Raw genomic sequence first — 24,341 nt, forward strand, 5'->3', positions numbered from 1 at the left:
GGTCCCATCCCGAACCCGGAAGCTAAGACCCACAGCGCCGATGGTACTGCACCCGGGAGGGTGTGGGAGAGTAGGTCACCGCCGGAACACCATTAACGGTCGAGGACCCCCACCACACGTGGGGGTCCTCCCGCATTTAACGACCCATACGAAATACTCAAGCCGAAACCCCATGCGGGTCCGGTTGGGCGGCGCGGGTAGAGTTGGTGCCCATGGATAACCTCTTCAGCCATGCTCCCGTTGACCCTTCTGATGGCCCCGAGCCGGAGGTAGCAGACGGCCTGGAGCCGGTTGTCTACACGGTGGTGGTACCCGGCGCCGTCGCCCGGGCCTTTGTGGGATTCACCGAACATACGCACCTCTGGTGGCCGCTGGAGGACCACAGCGTCTATGGCGCCGGCTCCTACGTGGAGTTCGAGGAGAGCCTCATCATGGAGACCGCTGATGATGGCCGGACAGCCGTGTGGGGATCCATTGACGACTGGCAGCCGCCGTTGTCCTTCCATGCCAGCTGGCACCCTGGGACCACTGCCATATGGTCCACTGAGCTCCGGGTGGCCTTCAAGGCGGTCGGCGAGGGAACAGAGCTCCGCCTGGTTCACAGCGGTTGGGAAGGCGCCGAGGATCCCGCGGCCGCCCGGGCAGACTACGCGGCCGGCTGGCCCGGCGTCCTGGACCGTTTTGTTCGCTTCATGGGCGGCGCCGGCGCCTGAGCTTGCTTGGCCTGTGGGCCGGATCGAGGCGTTGCTTCCCAGTTGCTCGGTGGACCGGGGCGGAGAACCCGTGGGGCCTCCCCGGCCTTCCGGGCCGTTCTGGGCAGACGGCCAGGCAATGGAACGAGGAACTGGGCAGGAACGCCGCCACGGAGAAAATAGCCGGAGACTAGCGGATCGGTCCTTGGTCAAGGGGCGGAACGGCGGTGCTGGACCGGATGACAAAGCGCGTAGGGTATTCGGTGTGCGGGGCCGCCGCGTCTCCGGCGCCGTCGAGCCTGGCCAACAAGCGCCGCACGGCCAGCGCGCCCTGGCCCCGCGCGTCTTGATCGAACGTGGTCAGCCCGAAGACCTCACCAAGTTCATGGCCGTCGATGCCGATGACGGAGAGGTCCTGCGGCACCCGCAGGCCGAAATCCCGGGCAGCGAGGATCGTCCCAATCGCCATCTCATCGGAGGCGGCAAAGACGGCCGTGGGGCGCTCCGGTGAGGTGCCGAGCAGCGTACGGGCGTTGGCATAGGCGCCCTGGATCGTGAAATCGGCGGAGATCTGCCACTCCGGACGGACCGTCAGCCCGGCGTCGCGCATGGCTTTCTTGAAGCCCGCCTGGCGTGTCCCGGGAAGGCGGAAATCCTGGTCGTAGGCGGCATCGCCGGTCATATGGGCGATTTTGCTGTGGCCGAGCTGGATCAGGTGGCGGGCTGCGGCTTCCGCGATGCCGGAATCATCGATGCGGATGGTCGACGCGCCAGGCAACGGGCCGCCGATCCCGACGATCGGACGGTGGATGGCCAGCAGTTGGTCGATCTCGGCCTCGGAGAGCTCCAAGGACACTGCGATCACAGCATCCACGCGTTTGCGCAGCAGGAAGTCGTTCAGAACACTGTGGCGGCGCTCCCGGCCCTCGCTGACGTTGTACAGCGTGAGGTCGTAGCCGGCGTCCAGCAGGGTGGCAGAGACACCTTCGACCACCGAGGAAAAAAACCACCGGTGGACCGAGGGGACAACAAGGCCGACATTGTGATTGCGCCCGGAGGCCAGGCTGGAGGCGTGGTAGGACAGGACGAAGCCAAGCTCAGCGGCGGCGGTCTGGGCGCGTTCCCGGCTTCGCGGGGAAACGTTGCCTTTGCCGCTCAAGGCGCGCGAAACGGTGGCGATGGAGAGGCCGGCCCGTTCCGCGACGTCCTTGATGCCGGGCATGCCTAGCCCTCCGTGTCCTCGATGTAGATTTCCAGCCAAACAGTTTCACCTGAGCTTAACGGATCGCCGGCGCTGTCCATGCCCCCAACGTCGTAGCCGGCCTCCGGTGACGTTGAGCTGCGCAGCAGCACCCGCCCGGTGGGCAGTTCCAAGGGCTCGGACCCCACATTCAGCAGCACCAGCGTGGAGCCGTTGAGGAAGGCAAGGCTCGTGTCCGTGCACAGGTCCTCGTACCAGGACAGTGAGCCGCGGCCCAGGTCCAGCCGGCGGCGGAGCTCCAGCATGCGCTTGTAGAGGCTTAGGTGCGACGCCGGCGAAGCGGCCTGCACATCCCGCGCCAGCCGGGCGAAGCTTTCCGGCTGCGGCAGCCAGGGGTCCTGCCCGTGGCCGAATCCTGCGTGGAGTTCTCCGGCCCGCCAGGGCAGCGGGACGCGGCAGCCGTCGCGGCCCAGCCGTGCGCCGCCGGTGCGGGCGAAGGTGGGGTCCTGGCGCCGGGTGTCCGGGATGTCGATCCCGTCCGGGAGGCCGAGTTCTTCGCCCTGGTAGAGGTAAGCCCCGCCGGGCAGCCCGAGCATGAACAGGGACGCCGCTGCCGCGCGGGAGCGTCCGAGGTCCTCGTCCGGCTGCGGATCCCAGGTGCCGATTCCGTCACCGTCGCGCGGCGCCTGCCCATTGTATCCGAAGCGGGTGGCGTGGCGGACGACGTCGTGGTTGGAGAGCACCCACGTGCTGGGGGCGGCGACGGCGTCCAGCGACGTCAGTGACTCGGTGATGACGTGGCGCATGCGATGCACGTCCAGGCCGGCATGGAGGTAGGGGAAGTTGAAGGCCTGATGCATTTCGTCCGGGCGCACCCAGTCGGCGAGCCGGGGGAGCGGGTCAACGTTTGCCTCGGCGCAGAGGATCCGGTCGGGGCCGTACTCGGCGAGAATCAGCCGCCACTGGCGGTAGATGTCGTGGAGGGCAGGCTGGCCGAACATCGGAGCGTCGCGTCCGGGGAAGCCGTCAGAGCTGCTGCCGTCGGCGCGGCCGCCCCACTCCGGCAGGCCGGTGGCCTTCACGAGGGCGTGCGCCACGTCCACCCGGAAACCGGAGACGCCGCGGTCCAGCCAGAAGCGCAGGACCCGCTCGAATTCCACGTGGACGGCGCGGTTGTCCCAGTTGAAGTCCGGCTGGGAGGAGTCGAAGAGGTGCAGGTACCACTGGCCCGGGGTCCCGTCGGGTTCGGTGATCCGGGTCCACGCTGACCCGCCGAAGTGGGACTGCCAGTTGTTCGGCGGTTCTTCGCCGAAGGTTCCCTTGCCGTCGCGGAAGATGAACATGTCCCGCTCCGGGCTGCCGGCGGGAGCGGCCAGGGCGGCCTGGAAGGCCGCGTGCTGGTCCGAGCAGTGGTTGGGCACGAGGTCAACGATCATCCGCAGTCCCAACCGCGCGGCCTCGGCAATCATGGCGTCGAAGTCGTTCAGCGTGCCGAACAGGGGGTCGACGTCGCAGTAATCGCTCACGTCGTAGCCGGCGTCGCGCTGCGGAGACCGGTAGAACGGCGAAAGCCAGACGGCGTCGATGTCCAGGTCGGCGAGCCGGGGAAGCTCGGCGGTGATTCCGGCGAGGTCGCCGATGCCGTCGCCGTTCAGGTCCCGGAACGAGCGAGGGTAGACCTGGTAGATGACGGCGGACCGCCACCATCCCGGGATGTGGTCTGCGGCGTGCACCGGGGTCAGCGGGCCCGTCAGGGGGCCGGCCTGCGCGGCGGGGGAGAGGAGAACTGAATCAACGGACATGACGGTAATCGTAAGTCCCACACCGGGAAAATGAAAACGCTTCCAGTCACATTCGAATCGGGCAGTTTCGGCCAGTCGTTGGACTGTCCCCGGCCCGGCGTCCGGCCAGCCAGCGGAGCCCCTCGCCCCGGGCCGGTGCGGTGACTTTTCAAAGTGGCACCTAGCGTGTACTTTGGAAGCGCTTGCAGTTGTGAGCCACATCACCGACGATGCCACGGGGCTCTGGAATGGACTTCCAGGGCCTTACGCGTGGATGCAGGGATTTATGAAAGGGACACCAATGAAGGTGCAGAACACCCTCACGAACGGAACGAGCCGCCGCGTATTCACCGCGGGCGCTATTTCCGTAGTGGCCGCGCTGGCCCTCAGCGCGTGCGGCGGCGCCGCAGCCACCGCACCGGCGACCGCGACGGCCAAGCCTGACCTGAAGGCCTCCGGCGCCAGCACGATCACCATGTGGGTCGATGCCGAGCGCGCGCCCGCGCTGAAGGACATCACGGCCAAGTTCCAGACCGATACCGGCATCGCGGTCAAGCTCGTCGTCAAGGACTTCGCCGCTGTCCGCGACGACTTCATCACCCAGGTCCCGACCGGCAAGGGCCCGGACCTGATCGTTGGCCCGCACGACTGGGTCGGCAAGTTCGTCCAGAACGGCGTGATCGCTCCGGTGGAGCTCGGGGACAAGAAGTCCGAGTTCCAGGACTCCTCCATCAAGGCCATGACCTACAACGGCTCCGTCTACGGCGTCCCGTACGCGATCGAGAACATCGCCCTGCTCCGCAACACGGACCTCGTTGCCCAGAGCGCCAAGACCCTGGACGAGGTCGTCGCCAACGGCAAGAAGGCCGTGGCCGACGGCAAGGCGAAGTTCCCGTTCCTCGTGGGCATGGACCCGAAGCAGGGCGATCCGTACCACCTCTACCCGCTGCAGGCTTCCATGGGCTCGCAGGTCTTCGGCAAGGCAGCCGACGGCGGCTACGACCCGAAGCAGCTCCTGATCGGCGACGCCTCCGGCGTCGAGTTCGCCAAGAAGCTGGCCGCCTGGGGCGACAAGGGCGAAAAGATCATCAACTCCAACATCACCGGTGACATCGCCAAGGAGAAGTTCCTGGCCGGAGAGTCCCCGTACTACCTGACCGGCCCGTGGAACGTGCCGGACGTGCAGAAGAAGGGCATCAAGTTCGCTGTCGACGAGCTGCCGACCACCGGCGACCAGCCGGCCCAGCCGTTCATCGGCGTCAACGGCTTCTTCATCAGCGCCAAGAGCGCCAACGCCCTGGCCACCAACGAGTTCGTCACCAACTACCTGACCTCCGGGGCCGCCCAGGACTCCATGTACAAGGCCGGCGGCCGCCCGCCGGCACTGAAGGCCTCCTTCGAGAAGGCAGCAAGCGACCCGGTTGTCGCCGCCTTCGGCAAGATCGGCGCCAACGGCGTCCCGATGCCGGCCATCCCGGAAATGAGTGCCGTCTGGGCCGACTGGGGAGCCACCGAGCTCGCCCTCATCAAGGGCCAGGGCGATCCCGCCGCTGACTGGGCCAAGATGGCCGCCAGCATCAAGAGCAAGATCAAGGGTTAGTCCCCGCGCCGGTTCCTGACGCTTCCCCAAGCGCCAGTAACCGGCGGCACCGGGCCGGGCGGCCGTGAGGCCACCCGGCCCGTTCCTGCATCACCCCAGCTTCTCCCAAGGACTGTAGACAGCCATGTCAGATACCGAACTCCGCGAGGACATAGACCCCGCACTGTCGTCCGCCCCGGACGCCGCCCCCACAACCTCAGCCCGGCGGGCTGGCAGCGCCCACCCACGCCGGAGCGGCCCCGAGGGGGTGAAGGGAACCATCGCCAAGATCGTGCTGCTGGGCCTCGTGGACGCCCTCGCTGTCTACATCCTGATGATGCTTTTCCTGAGCCAGTCCTGGCTGGCGTTGGGAGTCTCCGCCGCCGTCGTGCTGGTGATCAACTGGATCTACCTGCGCAAGGGCGGCCTGCCCGCCAAGTACCTGGCCCCGGGCGTGCTCTTCCTGCTCGTATTCCAGGTCTTCGTGGTCATGTTCAGCGGTTACATCGCGTTCACCAACTACGGCGACGGCCACAACAGCACCAAGGGTGACGCGATCGCCGCCATCCAGCTCACCGCGCAGAAGCGGGTGCCCGAGTCGCCGGCCTACAAGGCCGCCGTGCTCACCAAGGACAACTCCTTCTACCTTCTCTTCACCGACCCGCAGGGCAAGGTCTCGCTCGGTAACACCGAGGCGCCGCTCGCGGAGGCCCCCGGCGCCGGCAAGGACTCGACCGGGAAGGCCAACGCCCTGGCCGGCTACCGAACCCTGAACTTCCAGGAGATCGTTGCCAACCAGCAGAGCATCCTGGACATCACCGTCCCGGTCTCCGCCAACCCGGCCGACGGCACCCTGCGCACCGCGGACGGCAGCAACGCCTACCAGTTCAAGCCGTCGCTGAAGTACGACGCCGCTGCCGACACCTTCACGGACACCGCCTCCGGTGCCGTCTACCGCGACAACGGCAAGGGCGCCTTCGCGGCAGGCAACGGCGAGACGCTCTCCACCGGCTGGAAGATCGACGTCGGGATGGAAAACTTCGCCCGCGCCTTCACCGACCCCAGCCTGCGCGGCCCGCTGCTCGGCGTTATCCTCTGGACCTTCACCTTCGCCCTGGCTTCCGTCGCTCTGACCTTTGCGCTGGGGCTGTTCCTGGCCATCACCTTCAACCGCGAGGACCTCAGGGGCAAGAAGGTCTACCGGATCCTGATGATCCTGCCGTACGCCTTCCCCGCCTTCCTCACCGGCCTGGTCTGGTCCGGCATCCTCAACCCGGAATTCGGGTGGCTCAACCAGAACTTGTTCGGAGGGGCATCCATCGGCTGGCTCACCGACCCGTTCCTGGCCAAGATCAGCGTGCTGGTGGTCAACCTCTGGCTGGGGTTCCCCTACATGTTCCTGGTCTGCACCGGCGCGCTGCAGTCGCTGCCCAGCGAGCTGGACGAGGCCGCCCGGATGGACGGTGCCGGCCCGTGGCGGGTGTTCCGCTCCATCAAGCTCCCGCTGCTGCTGGTCTCGATCGCGCCGTTGCTGATCTCCTCCTTCGCCTTCAACTTCAACAACTTCAACGTGATCTTCATGCTCACCGGCGGCGGACCCCGCTTCGAGGACACCAACCGGGACATCGGAGCCACCGACATCCTGATCACACTGGTGTACAAGGTGGCATTCGGGCAGGGCACTGGCCGTGACTACGGCCTCGCCAGCGCACTGGCGATCATCATCTTCATCATCGTGGCCACTGTCTCGGCCATCAGTTTCAAGCAGACCAAGGCACTCGAGGACGTGAACGCATGAACGGGTCAGCATCGCGCACCGCCGCTCCGGCAGAGGAAACCCGGCAGGGTGGAGGGACCGGCCCCGGCACCATCACCACCGGCGCGACCGACGTCGAATACCTCAAGTCGCTGCAGCGCCGGCGCCCGTTCGGCGCCTGGTTCAAGGACAAAGGATGGCGCCACCTGGTGGGGTGCATCGTGACGGTCTTCGCGGTCTTCCCGCTGCTCTACGTGCTGTCCGCAGCGCTCAACTCCACCGGCACCCTGGTGGGTTCCAACGCGCTGTTCAGCAGGATCGACTTCGGCAACTTCACCGCCCTGTTCGACATGCCCTCGCGGCCCTTTGCCCGCTGGTTCGGCAACACCATGGTGGTGGGCGGCGTGACCTCCGCGGCCACCGTGTTCCTCGGTGCCATGGCGGCGTACGCCTTCTCCCGGATGCGCTTCAAGGGCCGCCGGATCGGCCTGCTGAGCCTGCTGCTGCTCCAGATGTTCCCGCAACTGCTGGCAGTCGTCGCCATCTTCCTGCTCCTGAGCGGCATCTCCGAGGTCATCCCGGCCCTCGGCCTGGGCAGCCAGCTGGGCCTGATCATGGTGTACCTGGGCGGCGCGCTGGGCGTGAACACCTACCTCATGTACGGCTTCTTCAACACCGTGCCGCAGTCCCTGGACGAGGCGGCGAAGATCGACGGCGCCAGCCACGCGCAGATCTTCTTCGGCATCATCATGCGGCTCGTCACGCCGATCCTGGCGGTGGTGGGCCTCCTGACGTTCATCGGCATCTCCGGCGAGTTCGTGATCGCCTCCGTGGTGCTCACGGACCCGGACAGCCAGACCCTCGCCGTCGGTCTGTACTCCTTCGTGGCGCAGCAGCGCTCGGAGAACTGGGGAGTCTTCGCCGCCGGCGCCGTGCTCAGCGCCATCCCGGTGATGGCCCTGTTCCTGTTCCTGCAGCGCTACATCGTCAGCGGGCTAACCGCGGGCTCGGTGAAGGGCTAGGCATGAAGCTGCCAGGCAGCGCCGGCCCGCTGCCGCACCACGACGGCTCGGCACTCCACGCGCCCCGGCACGTGGAACCGGGGGCGGACGTCCGGCTGCGGCTCCGCGTGCCGGCCGTCTGGGGGCGCGCCGCCCGGGTGTGGCTCCGGTCCATCCACGACGGCGAACCCCGCTACGATCCGGCCAGGAACCTTGGCGACGTCGACGGGTGGGCCTGGTGGGAGGCTGCGATGGTGGTGACCAACCCGGTGGCCCGCTACCGGTTCCTGATCGAGGTCGGCCCGCGGTATTGGACCCTGAACGCGCAGGGCCTATTCAGCCGGGACGTCTCCGACTACGCCGACTTCCGCCTCACCACGTTCCGGCCCGCCCCCGAATGGCTGCGCAGGGGAACGATGTACCAGATCTTCCCGGACCGCTTCGCCCGCTCCACGCCGTCGCAGCCGGCGCCGGAAAAGACTTCCCCGGACGAGGCGTTCCCGGACTGGGCCGTGCCGTGCGGGTGGGACACCACCGAGGTCGAGGGCTTCGGTCCGCAGACCCCGTACCAGTATTACGGCGGAGACCTCCGGGGCATCACCGAGCGGCTGGACCACATCCAGGCGCTCGGGGCCGACGTCATCTACCTGACGCCGTTCTTCCCGGCCCGCTCCAACCACCGCTACGACGCCGCCACCTTTTCCATGGTGGACCCGCTGCTGGGCGGGGACGAGGCCTTGGTGGAACTCGTCCAGGCCGCCCACGCCCGCGGCCTGCGGGTGATGGGCGACCTCACGGCCAATCATTCCGGCGACGCCCACGAATGGTTCCAGCGCGCCCTGGCCGACCCGGCCTCCGAGGAAGCCGGGTACTACTACTTCAATGCCGACCACACGGCGTACGAGTCCTGGTACGGCGTCAGGTCGCTGCCCAAGCTCAACTGGGCCTCCCCGGGCCTGCGCGAGAAATTCGTCCTGGACGACGATTCCCCGGTGGCGCTCTGGCTCCGGCCGCCGTTCAACCTGGACGGCTGGCGGATCGACGTCGGCAACATGACCGGCAGGCTCGGCGGCACCGATCTGAACTACGACGTCGCCCGGCTGATCGCGGACCGCGTCCGTTCGATCAACCCCGAGGCGGCTCTGCTCGCCGAGGCCACGAATGACGCGGCACCCGACTTCAGCGGCGAGCACTGGCACGGTGCCATGACCTACTCCAACTTCACCCGCCCGCTGTGGTCCTGGCTCGCAGGGGACGCGGGACACGTCAATTTCTTTGGAACCCCGCTGCCCGGCCCCAACCGGACCGCCGCGGAGGACTTCCTGGCCACGCACCTGGACCTCGCTTCCGCGTTCAGCTGGGATGTCCGTCAGCAGAACATGAACGCCCTGAACAGCCACGACACCGCGCGGGCGGCCACCGTGATGATCGACGGCGGCCAGCGGCTCGGCGCGCTGCTGATGTTCACCCTGCCGGGCGTTCCCGTGGTGTTCGCCGGCGACGAGTTCGGACTCAAAGGCGACAACGGGGAGTCCTCCCGGACGCCCATGCCCTGGGACGACCCCAACCGCATCCTCACCGACCTGACGGCGGACTACGCAGCCCTCACCGCGCTGCGCCGGGACCAGCCCGCACTGACGGGCGGCGGCGTGCGCTGGCTGTACGCACGCGGGGACGTCCTGGCGTTCGTGCGTGAAACAGGGAAGAGCGCCGTGCTCGTGGTGGTGGCCCGGGCCGGGGCGGAGGCGGAACTGGCTCCCGGAACACTCTCAGGGGGCCAGTTCGCGGCCCTCGCCGGGCGGCCTGCCTACGCGGCGGGCGAGGTCATGGTGGAACTGCGGCGGGAGCCGCGCGGGGAACCGGGCGGGGCGCCGGAGCCATCGCCGGACGCGTCTGCCGGGAAGATCAGGGCGGATGAGGCCGCCCGATCCGCCCTGATCCGCACCCGGGGTCCGGCCGCTGCCGCATGGGTGCTGCCCGGGACCCGGCTGCCGCTCCCGCAGTCTTAGACTGGGAACCGGATTCGACCGAACTGGAGACCGCATGCGCAGCATCATCGACGAGCTGACCACCGCCCTGGGCGCGGCGAAAATTGCCGTGGACGCGACCACCCTGGCCGCCTATGCCGTGGACCAGGCTCCCGTCCTGGATTATCAGCTCCCGCAAGCGGTGGTCCGCGCCGAATCGGTGGCCGACGTGCAGGCTACTGTGCGTGCCTGCGCCGACCTTGGCGTCGCGCTTGTGGCGCGCGGGACCGGTACGGGGGTCTCCGGGGGCGCCCACGCGAGCGCGGGCTGCGTGGTGCTCACGCTCGAGGGGATGAACCGCATCCTGGACCTCAACCCGGACGACGAGACCGCCGTCGTGGAACCCGGCGTCATTAACGCCGACCTGAATGCGGCCGCCGCCGTGCACGGGCTCATGTATGCCCCGGATCCTGCAAGTTTCAAGATGTCCACCATCGGCGGCAACGTGGCCACCAACGCCGGCGGGCTGCGCTGCGCGAAGTACGGGGTGACCCGCGACTCTGTCCTGGCGCTCGACGTCGTCCTCGCGGACGGCTCCCTCATCCATACCGGCCACCAGACCTTCAAGGGCGTCGCCGGCTATGACCTCACCGGGCTGTTCGTCGGCTCGGAGGGGACCCTGGGGATCGTGGTCGGTGTCACCGTACGGCTGAAGTACCTGCCGCGCGACGTTCACACCATCGCCGCCTTCTACCCGGACTTCCGCAGCGCCGCGGCCGGGGTCCTCGCCGTGGGCAGGGCCCGCGTACAGCCGGCCATCATGGAACTGCTCGACGGCGGCTCGCTCGCCCAACTCGACGAGATCCACGGCTCGGACCTGGCCGCACGCGGGGCATCCCTGCTGCTGATCCAGACCGACGGCTTCGGCGCGGCGGCGGAAGCCGCGGCCATCCGCCCGGTCCTGGTGGCGGGAGGAGCGGTGGTGACCATGGAGGCCAACGCGGAGGCAGAGGAGCTTGTCGAACTGCGCCGCAACAGCCGAGGGACCGAGGTGGACGACGAATACCGGGTGGGCGAGGACGTGGCCGTGCCGCGTTCGCGGCTGGTGGATTACGTCGCCGAACTTGAGTCCATGGCGGCGGAGCACCGGGTGCAGCTCAAAGTCGTGGCACACGCCGGTGACGGCAACCTGCACCCCACCTTCTGGGTCGACCGGGTGGACAATGCCGTGGACCCCGATGCCATGGGCCGCCTGGGCGCCGCCCTGGACCGGTCGATCGCCGTGGCCCTGGCCATGGGCGGCACGATCACCGGCGAACACGGGATCGGGCAGTACAAGCTGCGCTGGCTTGGCCTGGAGCAGAAGGAACCCGTGCGTGAGCTGCAGCGCCGGATCAAGGAACTCTTCGATCCGGCCGGAATCCTGAACCCCGGCAAGGCGATTTAGCTCAAGGCGATTTAGCCCGGCCGTGCCACAACATGCCCGGCGCGCGGCTTAGTCGTCGGAGTCGGGGTATTCGTCCTCTGAGTCGTCGGCGCCGTAGCGTGATTCCTCGGTCTCCACCTCAAGGATCTTGAGCAACCCCGTGTCCGGGTTGAGCATGATCGCTGCCTCGTCCCGGCGGTGGCGGAGTTCGTTGTCGATGTAGGACTGGACGGCCTCCGCCAGGGGGATGTGCCGGTTCTCCTTCTCGGACATGTACCAGCGGTGCTCCAGGACCTCGTGCACCGCCTCGGCCGGCTCGAGCTTGCCGGAGAGGTCGCGGGGGATGGCCCGGACGATCGGTTCGAAGATCTGGCTGACCCACAGGTGCGCGCTGTATTCCTCGTCCATGCCCGGGTTGTTGTCCGCCCGGAACGAGTCCATGTCGTTCAGGAGCCGGCGGGCCTGGTTTTCCTGGGCGTCCAGGCCGGTCAGGCGCAGCAGCCGGCGCTGGTGATGCCCGGCGTCGACGACCTTCGGCTGGAGCTGGATGGTCGAGCCGTTCTGCGTGGTCTTGATCGCGTATTCCTCGACGTCGAACCCCAGCTCGTTGAGCCGCCGGATCCGGGCGGCCACGCGCCAGCGTTCCCCGATCTCAAACGATTCCTTTGCCGTCAGCTCGGTCCACAACCGCCGGTAGCTGTCCATGATCAGCTCGCTGGTGGCCACGGGGTCCACCTTCTCCTCGATCAGGCCGCCGTCGAGGAGGTCCATGAGTTCCCCGGCGATGTTGACGCGGGCGATTTCGAGGTCGTACTCGCGCTGGCCGGTGGACAAATCCGGGTACAGTTCGCCGGTCTCGGCATCGACCAGGTAGGCGGCGAACGCGCCGGCGTCGCGGCGGAACAAGGTGTTGGAGAGCGAGACGTCGCCCCAGTAGAAGCCGATCAGGTGCAGCCGGACCAGCAGCAGGGCCTGGGCGTCGATGAGGCGGGTCAGGGTGTCCTTGCGCAGCATCTGGGAGAAGAGCGCACGGTAGGGCATGGAGAACTTCAGGTGCCGGGTGACCAGCACGGGGTTCAGGGGCCGGCCCTCCGGGGTGGTGCGTCCGGTGATGACGGCCACCGGCTCCACGCCGGGAACGTCCAGCCGGGCGAGCTTGCGCAGCATGTGGTATTCGTGGCGGGCCACGTGTTCCGAGGTTTCCTTGATGGCGATCACCGAGCCGCCGAGGTGGGCGAAGCGCACGATGTGCCGGGAGATGCCGCGGGGGAGGGCTGCCAGATATTCGGCCGGCCAGTCCTCGAGGGCAATGTGCCAGGGCAGGTCCAGCAGCTCGGGCTCGGTGGCGGCGGCCGTGATGCTCAGCGAGCTGGACACCATCGCGGCCTTGTCGTCATTGGCGCTGGCGGCCTCGAACCGGGGCAGTTTCCCGATCTGACCGTAGTCGGTGGGCTCGTCGTGCCACTGGGCACTGTTTTCCTCGGTCATGGGGTTTCCTCGGTCATGAATCAATTCTTCCGTATTTGGCGGGCCGCACCTAAAGCAGGGCTGTTAACGCCCGACGGCGGCCCTCCGCTGGGGAGGGCCGCCGTCTGCTGAGCCGGTGGGTGGGCCCACGCCGGCAGGGTTCCCTGACCGACGCGAAGCGAGGTTAGGGAGCCGGTGGATGGGCCCACGCCGGCAGGGTTCCCCGACCGACGCGAAGCGAGGTTAGGGAGCCGGTGGGGACTAGTCGCCGAGACGCAGGCCGGTCTTGGTGTCGAACAGGTGTACGTGGCCCGACTGGGGGCGGACCCAGATGGACTCACCCTTCATCGGGGGGCGGCGGCCGTCGACGCGGGCCACGATGTCGTGGCTCTGGCCATCGAGCGTGGTGTGGCCGTAGACGTAAGCGTCGGCGCCGAGTTCTTCGACGACGTCGACCTCGACCTGGAGACCTTCACCCTGGGCAACAGTCTCAAGGTCTTCCGGGCGGGAACCGAGGGTCACGGTCTGGCCGTGGGCTTCCTCGAGGACGTCGCGCGGAACCGGGTAAACGGTTCCGCCAAACTGCACGCCGCCGTCGACAACGGGGAGTTCGAGCAGGTTCATGGCGGGGGAGCCGATGAAGCCGGCCACGAAGACGTTCTTGGGCTTGTCGTACAGGTTGCGCGGGGTGTCGACCTGCATCAGGAGGCCGTCCTTCAGCACGGCGACGCGGTCACCCATGGTCATGGCCTCGACCTGGTCGTGGGTCACGTAGACCGTGGTGACGCCGAGGCGGCGGGTCAGGGACGCGATCTGGGTGCGGGTCTGCACGCGCAGCTTGGCATCCAGGTTGGACAGCGGCTCATCCATGAGGAATACCTGCGGGTTACGCACAATGGCGCGGCCCATGGCAACGCGCTGACGCTGGCCGCCGGAGAGGGCCTTCGGCTTGCGGTCCAGGTACGGTTCGAGGTCGAGCAGCTTGGCGGCCTCACGGACGCGCTCGGCGCGCTCTTCCTTGCTGACGCCGGCGATCTTCAGTGCGAAGCCCATGTTGTCCGCCACAGTCATGTGCGGGTACAGGGCATAGTTCTGGAACACCATGGCGATGTCGCGATCCTTCGGCGGGACGTCCGTGACGTCGCGGTCGCCGATGAGGATGCGGCCGGAGTTGACGTCCTCGAGACCTGCAAGCATGCGCAGGGAGGTCGACTTTCCGCAGCCGGAGGGTCCAACGAGGACCAGGAATTCGCCATCGGCGATATCAATGTTGAGCTTGTCAACAGCGGGCTTCTCGGTGCCCGGGTACAGACGTGTTGCGTTATCAAAAGTAACTGTAGCCACAGTTATCAATCCCTTCACCGGCAGGTACGTGCCGGACGATCCGTAGTGAATGGTCGTTTTATGCAGTTGTTAATTCAATTGTGGGATTTCACACGCATACTCCTCGGCCGAAGCCGAGGAGTACCCAGTGACGCCGCACGGTAGTTGTGCGCCACATCACAAACAGAGTATGTCAGATATATGCCAAATGGGTTAAAAAGTTACGGATGTCACACGTGGGGTCAGACACATGGCGCCAGAAGTGGGTATGTATGCTGTGCGCATGACGGCACTGCAGATCTATGTCAGTTTCCCCGGCACGGCGCGTGAAGCACTTGGCTTCTACGCCGACGTCTTCGGCGGAGAGCTTGCCTTGTTCACCTACGAGGAGTTCAACCGCAGCGATGGCCCGCCGGATGCCATTGCCCACGGACAGCTGAACGGCGCAGTCGCTTTGGCGGGGTCGGATGCGGCCCCGGGGGAGAAAAGCGTCCGGTTCGAAGGCCTCATGCTCTCGCTGCTGGGGACCGCCGAACCGGCAGTTCTCCACGAGTGGTTCGACAGGCTCGCCGTTGACGGCCGGGTGATCGACCCCCTTGCCCCGAAGCCCTGGGGCGCAACAGATGGCCAGGTCCTCGACCGTCACGGACTGCACTGGTTGATCGGCTACGAACCTGAGTCGTGACCGACGCCCGGTTGACCGCTCCGTAGGCCCGGGTTAGCTCCCGGAGTCGAGGGCCTTCTTCCGCTCCCGCAGGAGGTCCTCCAGCAGTTCGCAGATGTGCACCGGCGCCTCCACCCGGAACTCGGCCTGGGTGAAATCGAGCCCCACCTTTACCCCGAGATCGCCCGGGACGAGGCTGGCCAGGGCGTCCTCGTCGGTGGTGTCGTCTCCGGCGAAAGCCACAGCCGTGGCTCCGGCAGCCTGCCGCAGGAAGGCAATGCCCTCGCCCTTTGAGGCGTTCACGACGGAGGTCTCCAGGACGCGGTTGCCCGACTTGAGGAAGACGCCGCTGCGGTCCTGCAGGACCGCCCGCGCCGCGGCGACGGCGTCCTCGGCGACGTCGTCCGCCGCGAGCCGCGTGTGCAGGACGACGCCGGCCGGCTTGTCTTCCAAAAGGGTCCCCGGGGCCTGTTCCACGATTCCCTCAAGCTCCTGGCGGACTTCGGCCAGGAGTTCGCGTTGGGCGTCGTCGAGCATGAGCTCCGAGGAGCCGGGCCCCATCCAGACCTCTGCGCCGTGGCTGCCGATCAGCAGCGTCTCCTCCGGCGGGGAGGCTACGGCCCGCAGGCTGTCCAGCGCCCGGCCGGAGATGAGCGCCGTCGTCGTCCGGGGAAGTTCCGCCAGCGCCGCGAAGGCGGCGGCGGAGCGCGGGAGCGCACGGGCGTCGGCCGCATGATCCACGAGCGGTGACATGGTGCCGTCGAAGTCCATCGCCACGAGCAGGTGCCCGGTGCCGGCGACGCGGCGCACGGCTGCCAGCAGCTCAGGGGAGAGCGAGAGTGGGGCCGGGTTTGGAGTGTTGGTCTCTGAGTCGTGGGTTCCGGCGGCGTCAGGAGTCATCGCGTACAACCTTTTCGGCGAGGGCTTTCAGGAAGTCGGAGGACCAGAGGTCGACGTCGTGGTCCAGAATCTGCTTGCGCATGGCCCGCATGCGGCGTGATGCTTCGGCCGGCTGCATGTTGACTGCCCTCATGATCGTGTCCTTGAGGCCGTCAATGTCGTGCGGGTTCATCAGCAGGGCCTGCTTGAGCTGGTCGGCGGCGCCGGCGAACTCACTCAGTACCAGCGCTCCGTCGTTGTTTGTCCGGGCCGTGACGTATTCCTTGGCGACGAGGTTCATGCCGTCGCGCAGGGCGGTGACCAGCATGACGTCCGCGGCCAGGTACAGGGACACCATCTCTTCGATGGGGTAGCTGTGGTGCAGGTAGCGGACGGCCGTGCTCTCCATGGTGTCGAAGGTGCCGTTGATGTGGCCCACTGTGCCCTCGACCTCCTCGCGGAGCAGGCGGTACTGCTCCACACGCTCACGGCTGGGGCTGGCCACCTGGATCAGGGTCGCGTCCTCGACGGTAACCTTGGCGTCCTGCAGCAGTTCCTCGTACGCCTTGAGCCGGTGCCGGATGCCCTTGGTGTAGTCGAGCCGGTCGACGCCGAGCAGGATGGTCTTGGGGTTGCCGAGGTCCCGGCGGATCTGCTGCGCCCGCTCGATTACCTCCGGCTTTTTCGCCAGCTCGCTGATCTGCTTGACGTCAATGGAGATCGGGAACGCCTGGGCCCTCGCGATGTGGGTGGTCTCGCCATCGGCGCCCCGGACATGGACCTGCTGCTGCTTGACGCTCGCGCCAAGGAAGCGCCGTGCGGAGCGCATGAAGTTTCCGGCATCGCTGCTGCGCTGGAAGCCCACCAGGTCCGCGCCCAGCAGGCCGTCGATGATCGCACGGCGCCACGGGAGCTGGGCAAAGATCTCCGGCGGCGGGAAGGGGATGTGGTTGAAGAACCCGATCTTCAGATCCGGCCGGGCCTCCCGGAGCAGCTTGGGAACCAGTTGGAGCTGGTAGTCCTGCACCCAGACGGTGGCACCCTCGGCCGCATGGCGGATGACGGCGTCGGCGAACCTCCGGTTGACCTTCCGGTACGAATCCCACCACGTGCGGTGGAACTCCGGCGGGGCGATCACGTCGTGGTAAAGCGGCCACAACGTGGCGTTCGAAAAGCCCTCGTAGAAAAGCTCGATGTCCTCGGTGCTCAGCTGGACGGGGATCAGGTCGATGCCGCCGTGGCTGAAAGGCTTGACCGTCTCATCGGGGGCCCCGTGCCAGCCCACCCACGCGCCGTCGGTCTTGGTCATCATCGGGGCCAGGGCTGTCACGAGTCCGCCGGGGGAGCGGCGCCAGCCATCCTCGCAGCCGGCCTCGTCGTCAGAACAGCGATCGACGGGCAGCCGGTTGGACACCACCATGAAGTCGAACTGATCCCCTGCCGCGGCACCCGTGGCGGCGCCGTCTGTGGCGGTCTGCGCCGCGTCAGTGGTGCTCTGTGTGCCGTGGCCGGCGCTGTCCGTTGCTTCCATTGGTGCCCCCTGGGGTCCGCTCGTGGCTCTTCATCAACCCTAGCCGCCCGGAATCTTCCGGGCTATTCGTCCGTTGGGCAGGCGGAAGGGAAACTTGAAAGCGCAAGTTCTCGGGTTTCTCCCCTAAAATGATGACGTTGCCACTGAGTGGACCGTCCCTGGCCGAACGACCCGAGGAACCAATGAGCCCCGCAAACGAACCCCGACTGTCTAAGGCAGAGCGCACTGCCGCGGCGCGCGAGAAAGCCCGCGAGATCCGCGATGCGCAGCTGAAGAAGGAGAAGCGCAACAAGCTGCTGATCGGCTGGGGCATCGTTGCCGCCGTCGTCGCCATCATCGTGATCGTCGCGCTGGTTGTTACCTCCAACATCAAGAACAACGCCCCGGTTGCCGACGAGGGACCCACGCCGGCCAATGGCAACATCCACGGCGGTGTCACCCTGCTGGCGAACACCGAGGTGGCGAAGACCGATCCCGCAACCGTGAAGCTGTCCGACCTCCCGTCCGCTCCGGCCACGCCGCCGTCTCCGGTCACGGCCCCGGGCGCCGAGGCTGAGGCCGGCAAGCCGGTCAAGGTGGTCCTCTACATCGACTTCATCTGCCCCGTCTGCAAGAACTTCGAGGCGCAGTACAACGAGACGCTCACCAAGCTGCGCAACGAGGGCAAGATCACCGTGGAGTACCGCCCGCTCGGATTCCTTGACAGCCGGTCCACCACGAACTACTCCTCGCGCGCGGCCAACGCCGCAGCCTGCGTGGTCAACGAATCCCCGGAGAAGTACTCGGACTTCGTCGACCTGCTGTTCGCCAAGCAGCCGGCCGAAGGCAGCGCCGGACTCTCCGACAACGAGCTGAAGACGCTGGCCACCGACGCCGGGGCCAAGAGCATCGAGACGTGCGTGGATGGCAAGACCTACCGTCCGTGGGTGAAGCACACCACCCAGGAGGCCACGGTAATCGGCATCACCGGCACGCCCACCGTGTTCGTTGAAGGCAAGCAGTGGGGCGTCGGCGACAGCGCCCAGACCCCGTTCGACCAGTACCTGCAGGCCGCGGTCGACGCCAAGAAGTAACCGCACAAGGGCACATGCCGTTGAAGGCGCGCAGTTGAAGGCCACAAGTTGATGGCCCGGCCCCGGATCGTTCCGGGGCCGGGCCATTGCTTTTAGTCTTGGCTTCAGGCCTTCGCTGCGGCCTTCGCCGTGGCCTTCGCTGGGCGGGAGGGGCGTTGAGCGTTTTTCTCTGGGTTTTTCTCACCGGGCGTCGGTGGGCTAATCTTGTCTAGCGTCCTGGCATCCGCGCCATTTTGTGGCCCGGAGTTGTGTCAGGAAGCAGGAATGCCTCCTTAGCTCAGTTGGCCAGAGCACCGCTCTTGTAAAGCGGGGGTCGTCGGTTCGAATCCGACAGGGGGCCCCACGAACCCCTCCGCTCCGGCGAATTTGGCCGGGACGGAGGGGTTTTTCATGCCCGAAAAGTGGCCGCTACACGCTTACGACACGCTTTGGGGAAACCCATGACGCCCCGTCGCGGCGTGCGGCGCATAGAAGACCACATGCAGACAAGCAGAAAGACCTTGGGACCGGCAACGGACCAGGGCAACGCGGTGCAACTCCTGACCACGGAGGAAGTGGCCGACTGGCTGCAGGTGGCTCCCAAGACACTCCGGAACTGGCGCTCCGCCGGTATCGGGCCGACGGCCCTGAAGCTCCATAGCGTCGTCCGCTACGATCGCGCCGCTGTTGAGGCCTGGACCGGTAAGACTTCGAAGGCTGCGGCCTGATGGGGCGCTCGAGCCTGCCGGTTGGCGCCTGGGGAACGGTCAGCGCCAAGAAGGACGAGGTATCGGGAAAATGGCGGGCTAGCTGTCGGTTCCGCGGCTGGGACGGTGTCACGCGGACTTACAGCAAGTTCGGGTCGACCAAGGGCAACGCAGAGACAGCCCTGCTGGCGTCCATGAAAGAGCACCAGCAACGTGCCGGACGAGTAACGGCGAACCCCTCGCTGAACGTCGTCGCCGAGAAGAAGTGAGCGGCTCTGCCTTCCGCACGACCGCTCCAAGGGCGACTTTTGGGCCACTGGAGGGGCGGCGACTAATCGCCGCCGAAAAGCCTGGCCTTCGCTTTGGTGAACTCTTCGTCGGTGATTACGCCGTCTCGATGCAGCGCAGCCAACTTCGCGATCTCGTCGGCGGAGCTCGATGCGTTCGTTGCAGGAGCCTGCGTAAGCTTCGTCTTCGCCTCAAAGGATTTCCGGCTGATGAGGTCGACCGCTTCGCGCACCTTCTCGGTGCTCTCTACGCTGAACTCAAACGTGTGAGCGGCTCCGGCGACATTCAGAATGATCGCCTTCTTCTTCGGCGCCATGGCAACGTTCATCCCACCGGACAAGAAAGTTGCTGTAAGGCCGCCCGGTGGCGCGATGGAGCCCGCCATGCTTACAGAGCTAACTTCGCTGTACAGAATCCGTTGGACGTCGTCAGCAACTCCGATCCCTAACTTCCATTCTATGAAGTCAGGGTACAGCCGCAAGAAGCCCTTGACGCTGGTCAACTGCAAAATGAGTGTCGCTCGCTTGGCTTTCTCCTCGGCAGCCTTCGCCTCTCGCTTGGCTTTCTCCTCGGCAGCCTTCGCCTCTCGTTTGGCCTTCTCGTCAGCAGCCGACTCCTTGTAGGCATTGACAACCGAATCCTTTGCAGCCGCGATGCGTTCTTTAAACGAAGTCATGTTCTCCCTTTCGAGTCACACCCAAGAGATCGAGGCTAGCGTCTCCAGCCGCGTGGCTGCTGTATGAAAAGCCAGCATAGCCCTGGCTCGCCATACGACTGGAAGTATGTGCCCAACCGCGTGTCACTGCCACCGACTCCACTCATGCCGATGGAATCGAGATGGGCGAGCAGCAAGGCTGCGTCCTGCTCAGTATTCAGGCTGGATCCTCTCATGGGCGGCAAACAAGATGGTACTTAGTGAGCCTCCGGAGTCATGACCGTAGAGACTGGTGTCCTGTAAAGCGGGGATAGGATGCGCAACGAATTCGACCTCAGGCGCCGTCTTGGGGTGTGACTTTTGGAGATAGATGGCGGCTTTTTCTCGGCGCTATTTGGCGCCTCGTGCGGCCCGCAAGGGTCCCTTACCGTGGCACAACCTCCAACTGAGGAGTCTCAGGAACCTGGCTGCGCTGAGACACCCCCAAAAGCCACGCATACTTGGCTGGTGACTACACCATATTCGACTCCACCCACCATCGAGGCGTGGTTGGAATTCATTGAAGAGCGTGAGCGACGGCTGCATGAGGCAGACTCATTCGAGGTCGCTGTAGAACACCAAGTGGAGTTCCAAACTGTGTACGGCCTCTGTGCGCAGGCGATACGCTACGCGGGCGCATATGTGGTTCTGTTCCGCGCCGGGCGCTCTCGCGAGGCTGTGGCCGTCGCTCGGCAGGCCCTTGAGCATGCCTTGACGGCACAATGGGCGCACTTCGATGAAAGCGGCCCCCGACAATTGATTGATGGCTACCACCATTCCCGCCAACGCGCCTTCCGAGCCGTCACGGAGTACCTCAACACACCACAGGATGAGATCGACGCGGCGCTTGACTCGATGACGAGCAAGGGAAAACGGCTGCCGCGCGTCACAGACATGATTAATCAGATCGACTTCAACGCAACGTTCAGCACCGCGTACATGCAGCAGTCGCAGATCATTCATGTAACAGGCGACACGGTAACTGCCTTCTTGGACCTGGACGATGAAAAGCGGTTCATAATCCTGAGCGAGGCAACTGACCCTCATGAGCGCCAAACGGCGCATTTCACAGCGATGGCGGCGATGTTCGCCTCGTGGGTGCTCGAGTCGCTTCGAGTTGACACGCCTGGTCTCGCCGAGTTGGATCACCTTTCGGATGAACTTGCGCTGCCGCTCAATGTCCGTGATTGATCCGGCGGTATGTCAGGAGCCTGTCAGGCGAAGTTTGCAGCAGTATCCCCCACAAGGAAGGTAGAGGTGGAAGCACGCGGCGATAGTAAAGGAAGTCGGCCGGAGAGGCGCTTGCAGCCGCAGTGCAACCCACCAGGCAATCAAGACCCATAGGACGATCCTTCCGGAGCTCGAGGGCCGCGGTCTGTGCGCTGGCCGCAATGCGTACATCCGAACAGCGACACGTTTACGACACGCTTTGAACGGGAACTGCCAGGACCACGCGGGTATGATTTCGCTACCAATAGCTGCAAAATTGCTGGTTAGAGGCTAGTTCAGGGCACCAGCGGGACCGCCGGGGATACCCCGCCGCGATAAGCGGGGGTCGTCGGTTCGAATCCGACAGGGGGCCCCACGAACCCCTCCGTTCCGGCGAATTTGGCCGGGACGGAGGGGTTTTCTTATGTCCTAAAACAGGCGACTAGCCGGGCGACGCAATTCCAGTCCACGTTTCCAGCCAACGTTTCCAGCCCTGAAGTTTTCCAGCCCCTGAAGTAGGGAGTGGCTCGGGTCCCATAGGCGTCTGACCCGCCATCCACCCGCGGCCCAAGCGCTGTGGCTGCCCGTGACGGTGCTGGCGGTTGCGGGCTGGAACGGGGTATCAAACATGCGTGTTTCCTTGGCTGGTGGTGGCGGAGGGTTCCGGCGACGAAGCGGCGACGGTACCGCGTAACTCGTCAAAACAATTGAAGCTGTAGAGATGGATGCCGTCGACGACAGGCTGGGCGGTCAGCTCGTTGATGAGAGTGCCGGGCGAGTAGCGTTCGCCGCTCAGGAGGCGGCGGGCGAGCGGTCGTTTCCGGCTAAGGAACCGCAGGGACGTTCCGACGCCGATCTTCGTTGCCAGTGCAATCAGCCTGGTTCTTGGGACGGCCCCGGCAACCCCGGCCAGGACCGGCACAAACGCCTCATGAAGGAAACCCGCGGACAGGACCCCGACTACCGGGACCCGAAGTACTGGCAGGAATGGGTCAACCTGATCGCGCTGGCCGTGAATGAGGAGAACGCCTCCGGCGGCCGCGTCGTCACCGCCCCCACGAACGGCGCCGCCGGCATCATCCCGGCCGTGCTCTACTACGCGCTGCACTTCGCCCCCGGCATGGACCAGGCCACCCAGGCCGACCGCGACGACACGATCGTCAGGTTCCTGCTGACCGCCGGCGCCATCGGCGTGCTGTACAAGGAGCAGGCCTCGATCTCCGGGGCGGAGGTCGGCTGCCAGGGCGAGGTGGGCTCGGCGTCGTCGATGGCGGCCGCCGGCCTGGCCGAAGTCATGGGCGGCACGCCCCAGCAGGTGGAGAACGCCGCGGAAATCGCGATGGAGCACAACCTGGGCCCGACCTGTGATCCGATCGGCGGGCTCGTGCAGGTCCCGTGCATCGAACGCAACGCGATCGCCGCCGCCAAGGCCATCAACGCCGCCAAGATGGCGCTCTGGGGCGACGGCACGCACCGGGTCTCCCTGGACGAGGTCATCGTGACCATGCGCGAAACCGGCAAGGACATGAGCTCCAAATACAAGGAAACCGCGATGGGCGGCCTCGCCGTCAACGTCGTGGAGTGCTGACCTCAGCCGACGGCAGGCGCCGCGGATTGTCGTGGAGGTCCATGGCTTCATGGATCTGCAGGGCAAACCACAGTTGCGCCAGAGTGGAGGTTTCGGTCATATCGAGGCCCGTCAGCTCGCTGATCTTTCGGATTCGATAGATGATGGTCTGCCGATGCGCGAACAGGGCGGCCGCCGTTTTCTGCCAGGACCGTTGCGTGTCGAGGAACGTCTTGAGCGTGACGATGAGGTCCCCGTTTTCCCGCTGTTCGTACTCGAAAATGGGTCCGAGGAGTCGCTGTACCAGGGCGTGGCCTTCCTCAAAGCTGGTGAGCCCGAGCCACGAGGGTCCCTCGGCATAGCGGACCAACCGCTCGCCCGTGCTTGACGCCGTCCCAAGTGCCCACATCGATTCCTGAAGAGCTCTCTGCACACCAGCGGCCGCGGACGGCCGGCTGATCCCGATCCTGACGTCCAGGGGGACCGTGTGTCGCAGCAGATCATCGGTGCAGTCTGCTGCGACAGCCAAATGGATTGTGTCGAATCTGCGCTGGCACGCCGTCGGGTAGCCGTGTCGCCAGAGATCAACGTGGATCCCTGCCAGGCGCTCACCGTCGTCGCTGGACATAGAGATGATGAGGAATTCCCGTGACGAAATCCCGAACTCAGGCAGTCGGCTTTCAATGTCGGCTATGCCCAGGCGCCCGTCAAAGGCCTGCAAAAGGAACTCCGCACCCAGCCGGCGCTGGTTCTCGAGAGACAGCACCGTCCGCGACAGCTCGAGTCCCAGGACTGTGGCCGCATGGAGCAGCACTACCGCGTCCGGAAGCGGTTCGGATTTCGGCAGCACCACCAGAAGCGCGTTGGCGTGAGTCGGAATATCCATCATCAGAAGGTGGCCTTCCCCCAACCGATGCCACTGGAACTTCTTGCTGGCCACCGGTGACTTGCTGGTCAGCGGTTCAAGTTGCTGCTTGAGGCCCGGTGGCAGCGGCTGGCCTCCGGGATGCCAGGCGTGCAGGCACCGTCGATCAATGACGAAGAGGCTGGCATCGAGTTCGGCTTCGATACCCAGGATCAGTCCCAGCCAGTTGCCCTCAGATGGCCCCGCCAGCCGCAGCAGGTCATAAATACGGGCCGTCTGGCGCAGCCTGCGGGACTCTTCGAGCAACGAAGACTCAGCGACCGAACGTGCGATGGCGATGAACGGAAGCGGGTAGGGGATGCTGATGAGCGGCAACGGCAAGCGGTCACAGGCATCGAGGAACTCGGGACAGAGTTCAGGGGCATGCATCTGTTCGCCGATCGCCAATGCACTGGCACCTGCGTTCACCAGTGCCTCGGCAAGCTCAACCTGCCCCTCGGGATCGGCCGGAATGGAGAGCCCGTTAGTCATCATGAGCTCGCCGCCGGTGACCCATTCCCACAGGCGCGGCAGGTCGGAGGTGTGGGCCCAGGTGACCCGGTTGCCCAGACCGGCGGAGCCCGCCAGAAGGCTCAGTCCCAGCTGGGGTTCGGCAAGCAGTTCGGCCACGGTGATCGCCATGCGCGGTTCCT

General features: G+C 66.0%; 20 protein-coding genes, 1 tRNA gene, 1 rRNA gene and 1 pseudogene. 14 read left to right on the forward strand and 9 right to left on the reverse strand.

Annotated features, from left to right (window positions below; translation table 11 throughout):
* Together rrf and AC1DDH_RS08775 are read left to right on the forward strand one after the other, a co-directional pair.
* A 5S ribosomal RNA gene (rrf, locus tag AC1DDH_RS08770) occupies nt 1-87 on the forward strand; the annotation flags it as partial.
* A 125-nt stretch (nt 88-212) separates the two neighbouring features.
* The gene (locus AC1DDH_RS08775; protein ID WP_230007238.1) at nt 213-713 is read left to right on the forward strand and encodes an SRPBCC domain-containing protein; all 501 of its coding nucleotides are present in this window, start codon (nt 213-215) and stop codon (nt 711-713) included.
* Between the two features lie 169 nt (nt 714-882).
* Here the strand turns inward: AC1DDH_RS08775 and AC1DDH_RS08780 are convergent, their stop codons facing one another.
* Entirely contained in the window at nt 883-1,914 is a 1,032-nt protein-coding gene (locus AC1DDH_RS08780) for a LacI family DNA-binding transcriptional regulator (RefSeq protein WP_476851831.1), read from the reverse strand.
* Nucleotides 1,915-1,916: 2 nt separating this feature from the next.
* Nucleotides 1,917-3,695, reverse strand: a complete 1,779-nt coding sequence (locus AC1DDH_RS08785) for a glycoside hydrolase family 13 protein (protein ID WP_476955254.1) — start codon at nt 3,693-3,695, stop codon at nt 1,917-1,919.
* Nucleotides 3,696-3,975: 280 nt separating this feature from the next.
* Here AC1DDH_RS08785 and AC1DDH_RS08790 point away from each other — a divergent pair, with 280 nt between their 5' ends.
* The 5 genes from AC1DDH_RS08790 (at nt 3,976) to AC1DDH_RS08810 (ending at nt 11,424) form a co-directional block, all read left to right on the forward strand.
* Nucleotides 3,976-5,274, forward strand: coding sequence for a sugar ABC transporter substrate-binding protein (locus AC1DDH_RS08790; RefSeq protein WP_476872196.1), 1,299 nt, complete (start codon nt 3,976-3,978; stop codon nt 5,272-5,274).
* Between the two features lie 124 nt (nt 5,275-5,398).
* Nucleotides 5,399-7,051, forward strand: coding sequence for an ABC transporter permease subunit (locus AC1DDH_RS08795; protein WP_476873979.1), 1,653 nt, complete (start codon nt 5,399-5,401; stop codon nt 7,049-7,051).
* Nucleotides 7,048-8,031, forward strand: a complete 984-nt coding sequence (locus AC1DDH_RS08800; protein WP_476955255.1) for a sugar ABC transporter permease — start codon at nt 7,048-7,050, stop codon at nt 8,029-8,031. Before AC1DDH_RS08795 ends, AC1DDH_RS08800 begins: the two co-directional genes overlap by 4 nt.
* A 2-nt stretch (nt 8,032-8,033) precedes the next feature.
* Nucleotides 8,034-10,019: a glycoside hydrolase family 13 protein gene (locus AC1DDH_RS08805; protein ID WP_476955256.1), complete on the forward strand. Its 1,986-nt coding sequence runs from the start codon at nt 8,034-8,036 to the stop codon at nt 10,017-10,019.
* A gap of 34 nt (nt 10,020-10,053) precedes the next feature.
* Nucleotides 10,054-11,424 carry an FAD-binding oxidoreductase gene (locus AC1DDH_RS08810; RefSeq protein ID WP_476955257.1) on the forward strand — a complete coding sequence of 457 codons (1,371 nt, stop codon included), beginning with the start codon at nt 10,054-10,056 and terminating at the stop codon, nt 11,422-11,424.
* 48 nt (nt 11,425-11,472) lie between these two features.
* On the opposite strand, the gene AC1DDH_RS08815 is transcribed toward AC1DDH_RS08810, so the two are convergent.
* On the reverse strand, nt 11,473-12,891 hold the full coding sequence (locus AC1DDH_RS08815; protein WP_476857573.1) for a DUF4032 domain-containing protein: 1,419 nt from the start codon (nt 12,889-12,891) through the stop codon (nt 11,473-11,475).
* 240 nt (nt 12,892-13,131) lie between these two features.
* Nucleotides 13,132-14,214: an ABC transporter ATP-binding protein gene (locus AC1DDH_RS08820; RefSeq protein ID WP_018775851.1), complete on the reverse strand. Its 1,083-nt coding sequence runs from the start codon at nt 14,212-14,214 to the stop codon at nt 13,132-13,134.
* Between the two features lie 262 nt (nt 14,215-14,476).
* Here AC1DDH_RS08820 and AC1DDH_RS08825 point away from each other — a divergent pair, with 262 nt between their 5' ends.
* Nucleotides 14,477-14,878, forward strand: coding sequence for a VOC family protein (locus AC1DDH_RS08825; RefSeq protein ID WP_476887921.1), 402 nt, complete (start codon nt 14,477-14,479; stop codon nt 14,876-14,878).
* Nucleotides 14,879-14,911: 33 nt separating this feature from the next.
* Here AC1DDH_RS08825 and otsB read toward each other — a convergent pair whose 3' ends face one another.
* A complete protein-coding gene (otsB, locus tag AC1DDH_RS08830; protein WP_476955258.1) occupies nt 14,912-15,757 on the reverse strand; it encodes a trehalose-phosphatase in 846 nt (281 codons plus the stop codon).
* Nucleotides 15,747-17,267, reverse strand: coding sequence for an alpha,alpha-trehalose-phosphate synthase (UDP-forming) (locus AC1DDH_RS08835; protein WP_476955259.1), 1,521 nt, complete (start codon nt 17,265-17,267; stop codon nt 15,747-15,749). Before AC1DDH_RS08835 ends, otsB begins: the two co-directional genes overlap by 11 nt.
* 182 nt (nt 17,268-17,449) lie before the next feature.
* Here AC1DDH_RS08835 and AC1DDH_RS08840 point away from each other — a divergent pair, with 182 nt between their 5' ends.
* The 4 genes from AC1DDH_RS08840 to AC1DDH_RS08855 all read left to right on the forward strand — a co-directional run bounded on the left by AC1DDH_RS08840 (nt 17,450) and on the right by AC1DDH_RS08855 (nt 19,295).
* Nucleotides 17,450-18,340, forward strand: a complete 891-nt coding sequence (locus AC1DDH_RS08840; RefSeq protein ID WP_476851840.1) for a DsbA family protein — start codon at nt 17,450-17,452, stop codon at nt 18,338-18,340.
* A gap of 266 nt (nt 18,341-18,606) precedes the next feature.
* Nucleotides 18,607-18,683, forward strand: a tRNA-Thr gene (locus AC1DDH_RS08845).
* 136 nt (nt 18,684-18,819) lie between these two features.
* Nucleotides 18,820-19,047, forward strand: coding sequence for a helix-turn-helix transcriptional regulator (locus AC1DDH_RS08850; protein WP_476955260.1), 228 nt, complete (start codon nt 18,820-18,822; stop codon nt 19,045-19,047).
* Nucleotides 19,047-19,295, forward strand: a complete 249-nt coding sequence (locus AC1DDH_RS08855; RefSeq protein ID WP_476955261.1) for a hypothetical protein — start codon at nt 19,047-19,049, stop codon at nt 19,293-19,295. The genes AC1DDH_RS08850 and AC1DDH_RS08855 overlap by 1 nt, the downstream gene beginning before the upstream one ends.
* 62 nt (nt 19,296-19,357) lie before the next feature.
* Here the strand turns inward: AC1DDH_RS08855 and AC1DDH_RS08860 are convergent, their stop codons facing one another.
* A complete protein-coding gene (locus AC1DDH_RS08860; RefSeq protein ID WP_476955262.1) occupies nt 19,358-19,990 on the reverse strand; it encodes an SHOCT domain-containing protein in 633 nt (210 codons plus the stop codon).
* 486 nt (nt 19,991-20,476) lie between these two features.
* On the opposite strand from AC1DDH_RS08860, the gene AC1DDH_RS08865 reads away from it, so the two are divergent.
* Nucleotides 20,477-21,199, forward strand: a complete 723-nt coding sequence (locus AC1DDH_RS08865; protein WP_476952264.1) for a DUF5677 domain-containing protein — start codon at nt 20,477-20,479, stop codon at nt 21,197-21,199.
* A gap of 640 nt (nt 21,200-21,839) precedes the next feature.
* Here the strand turns inward: AC1DDH_RS08865 and AC1DDH_RS08870 are convergent.
* Nucleotides 21,840-22,139, reverse strand: coding sequence for a hypothetical protein (locus AC1DDH_RS08870; RefSeq protein ID WP_476955337.1), 300 nt, complete (start codon nt 22,137-22,139; stop codon nt 21,840-21,842).
* On the opposite strand from AC1DDH_RS08870, the pseudogene AC1DDH_RS08875 reads away from it, so the two are divergent.
* A pseudogene (locus AC1DDH_RS08875) lies at nt 22,131-22,805 on the forward strand (L-serine ammonia-lyase); the annotation flags it as partial. The gene AC1DDH_RS08870 and the pseudogene AC1DDH_RS08875 sit on opposite strands and share 9 nt — an antisense overlap.
* Here AC1DDH_RS08875 and AC1DDH_RS08880 read toward each other — a convergent pair.
* Nucleotides 22,786-24,330: a PucR family transcriptional regulator gene (locus AC1DDH_RS08880; RefSeq protein WP_476955263.1), complete on the reverse strand. Its 1,545-nt coding sequence runs from the start codon at nt 24,328-24,330 to the stop codon at nt 22,786-22,788. The pseudogene AC1DDH_RS08875 and the gene AC1DDH_RS08880 overlap by 20 nt on opposite strands.
* Nucleotides 24,331-24,341 lie beyond the last annotated feature (11 nt).

The sequence above is a fragment of the Arthrobacter sp. 10T425 genome (assembly GCF_056393985.1).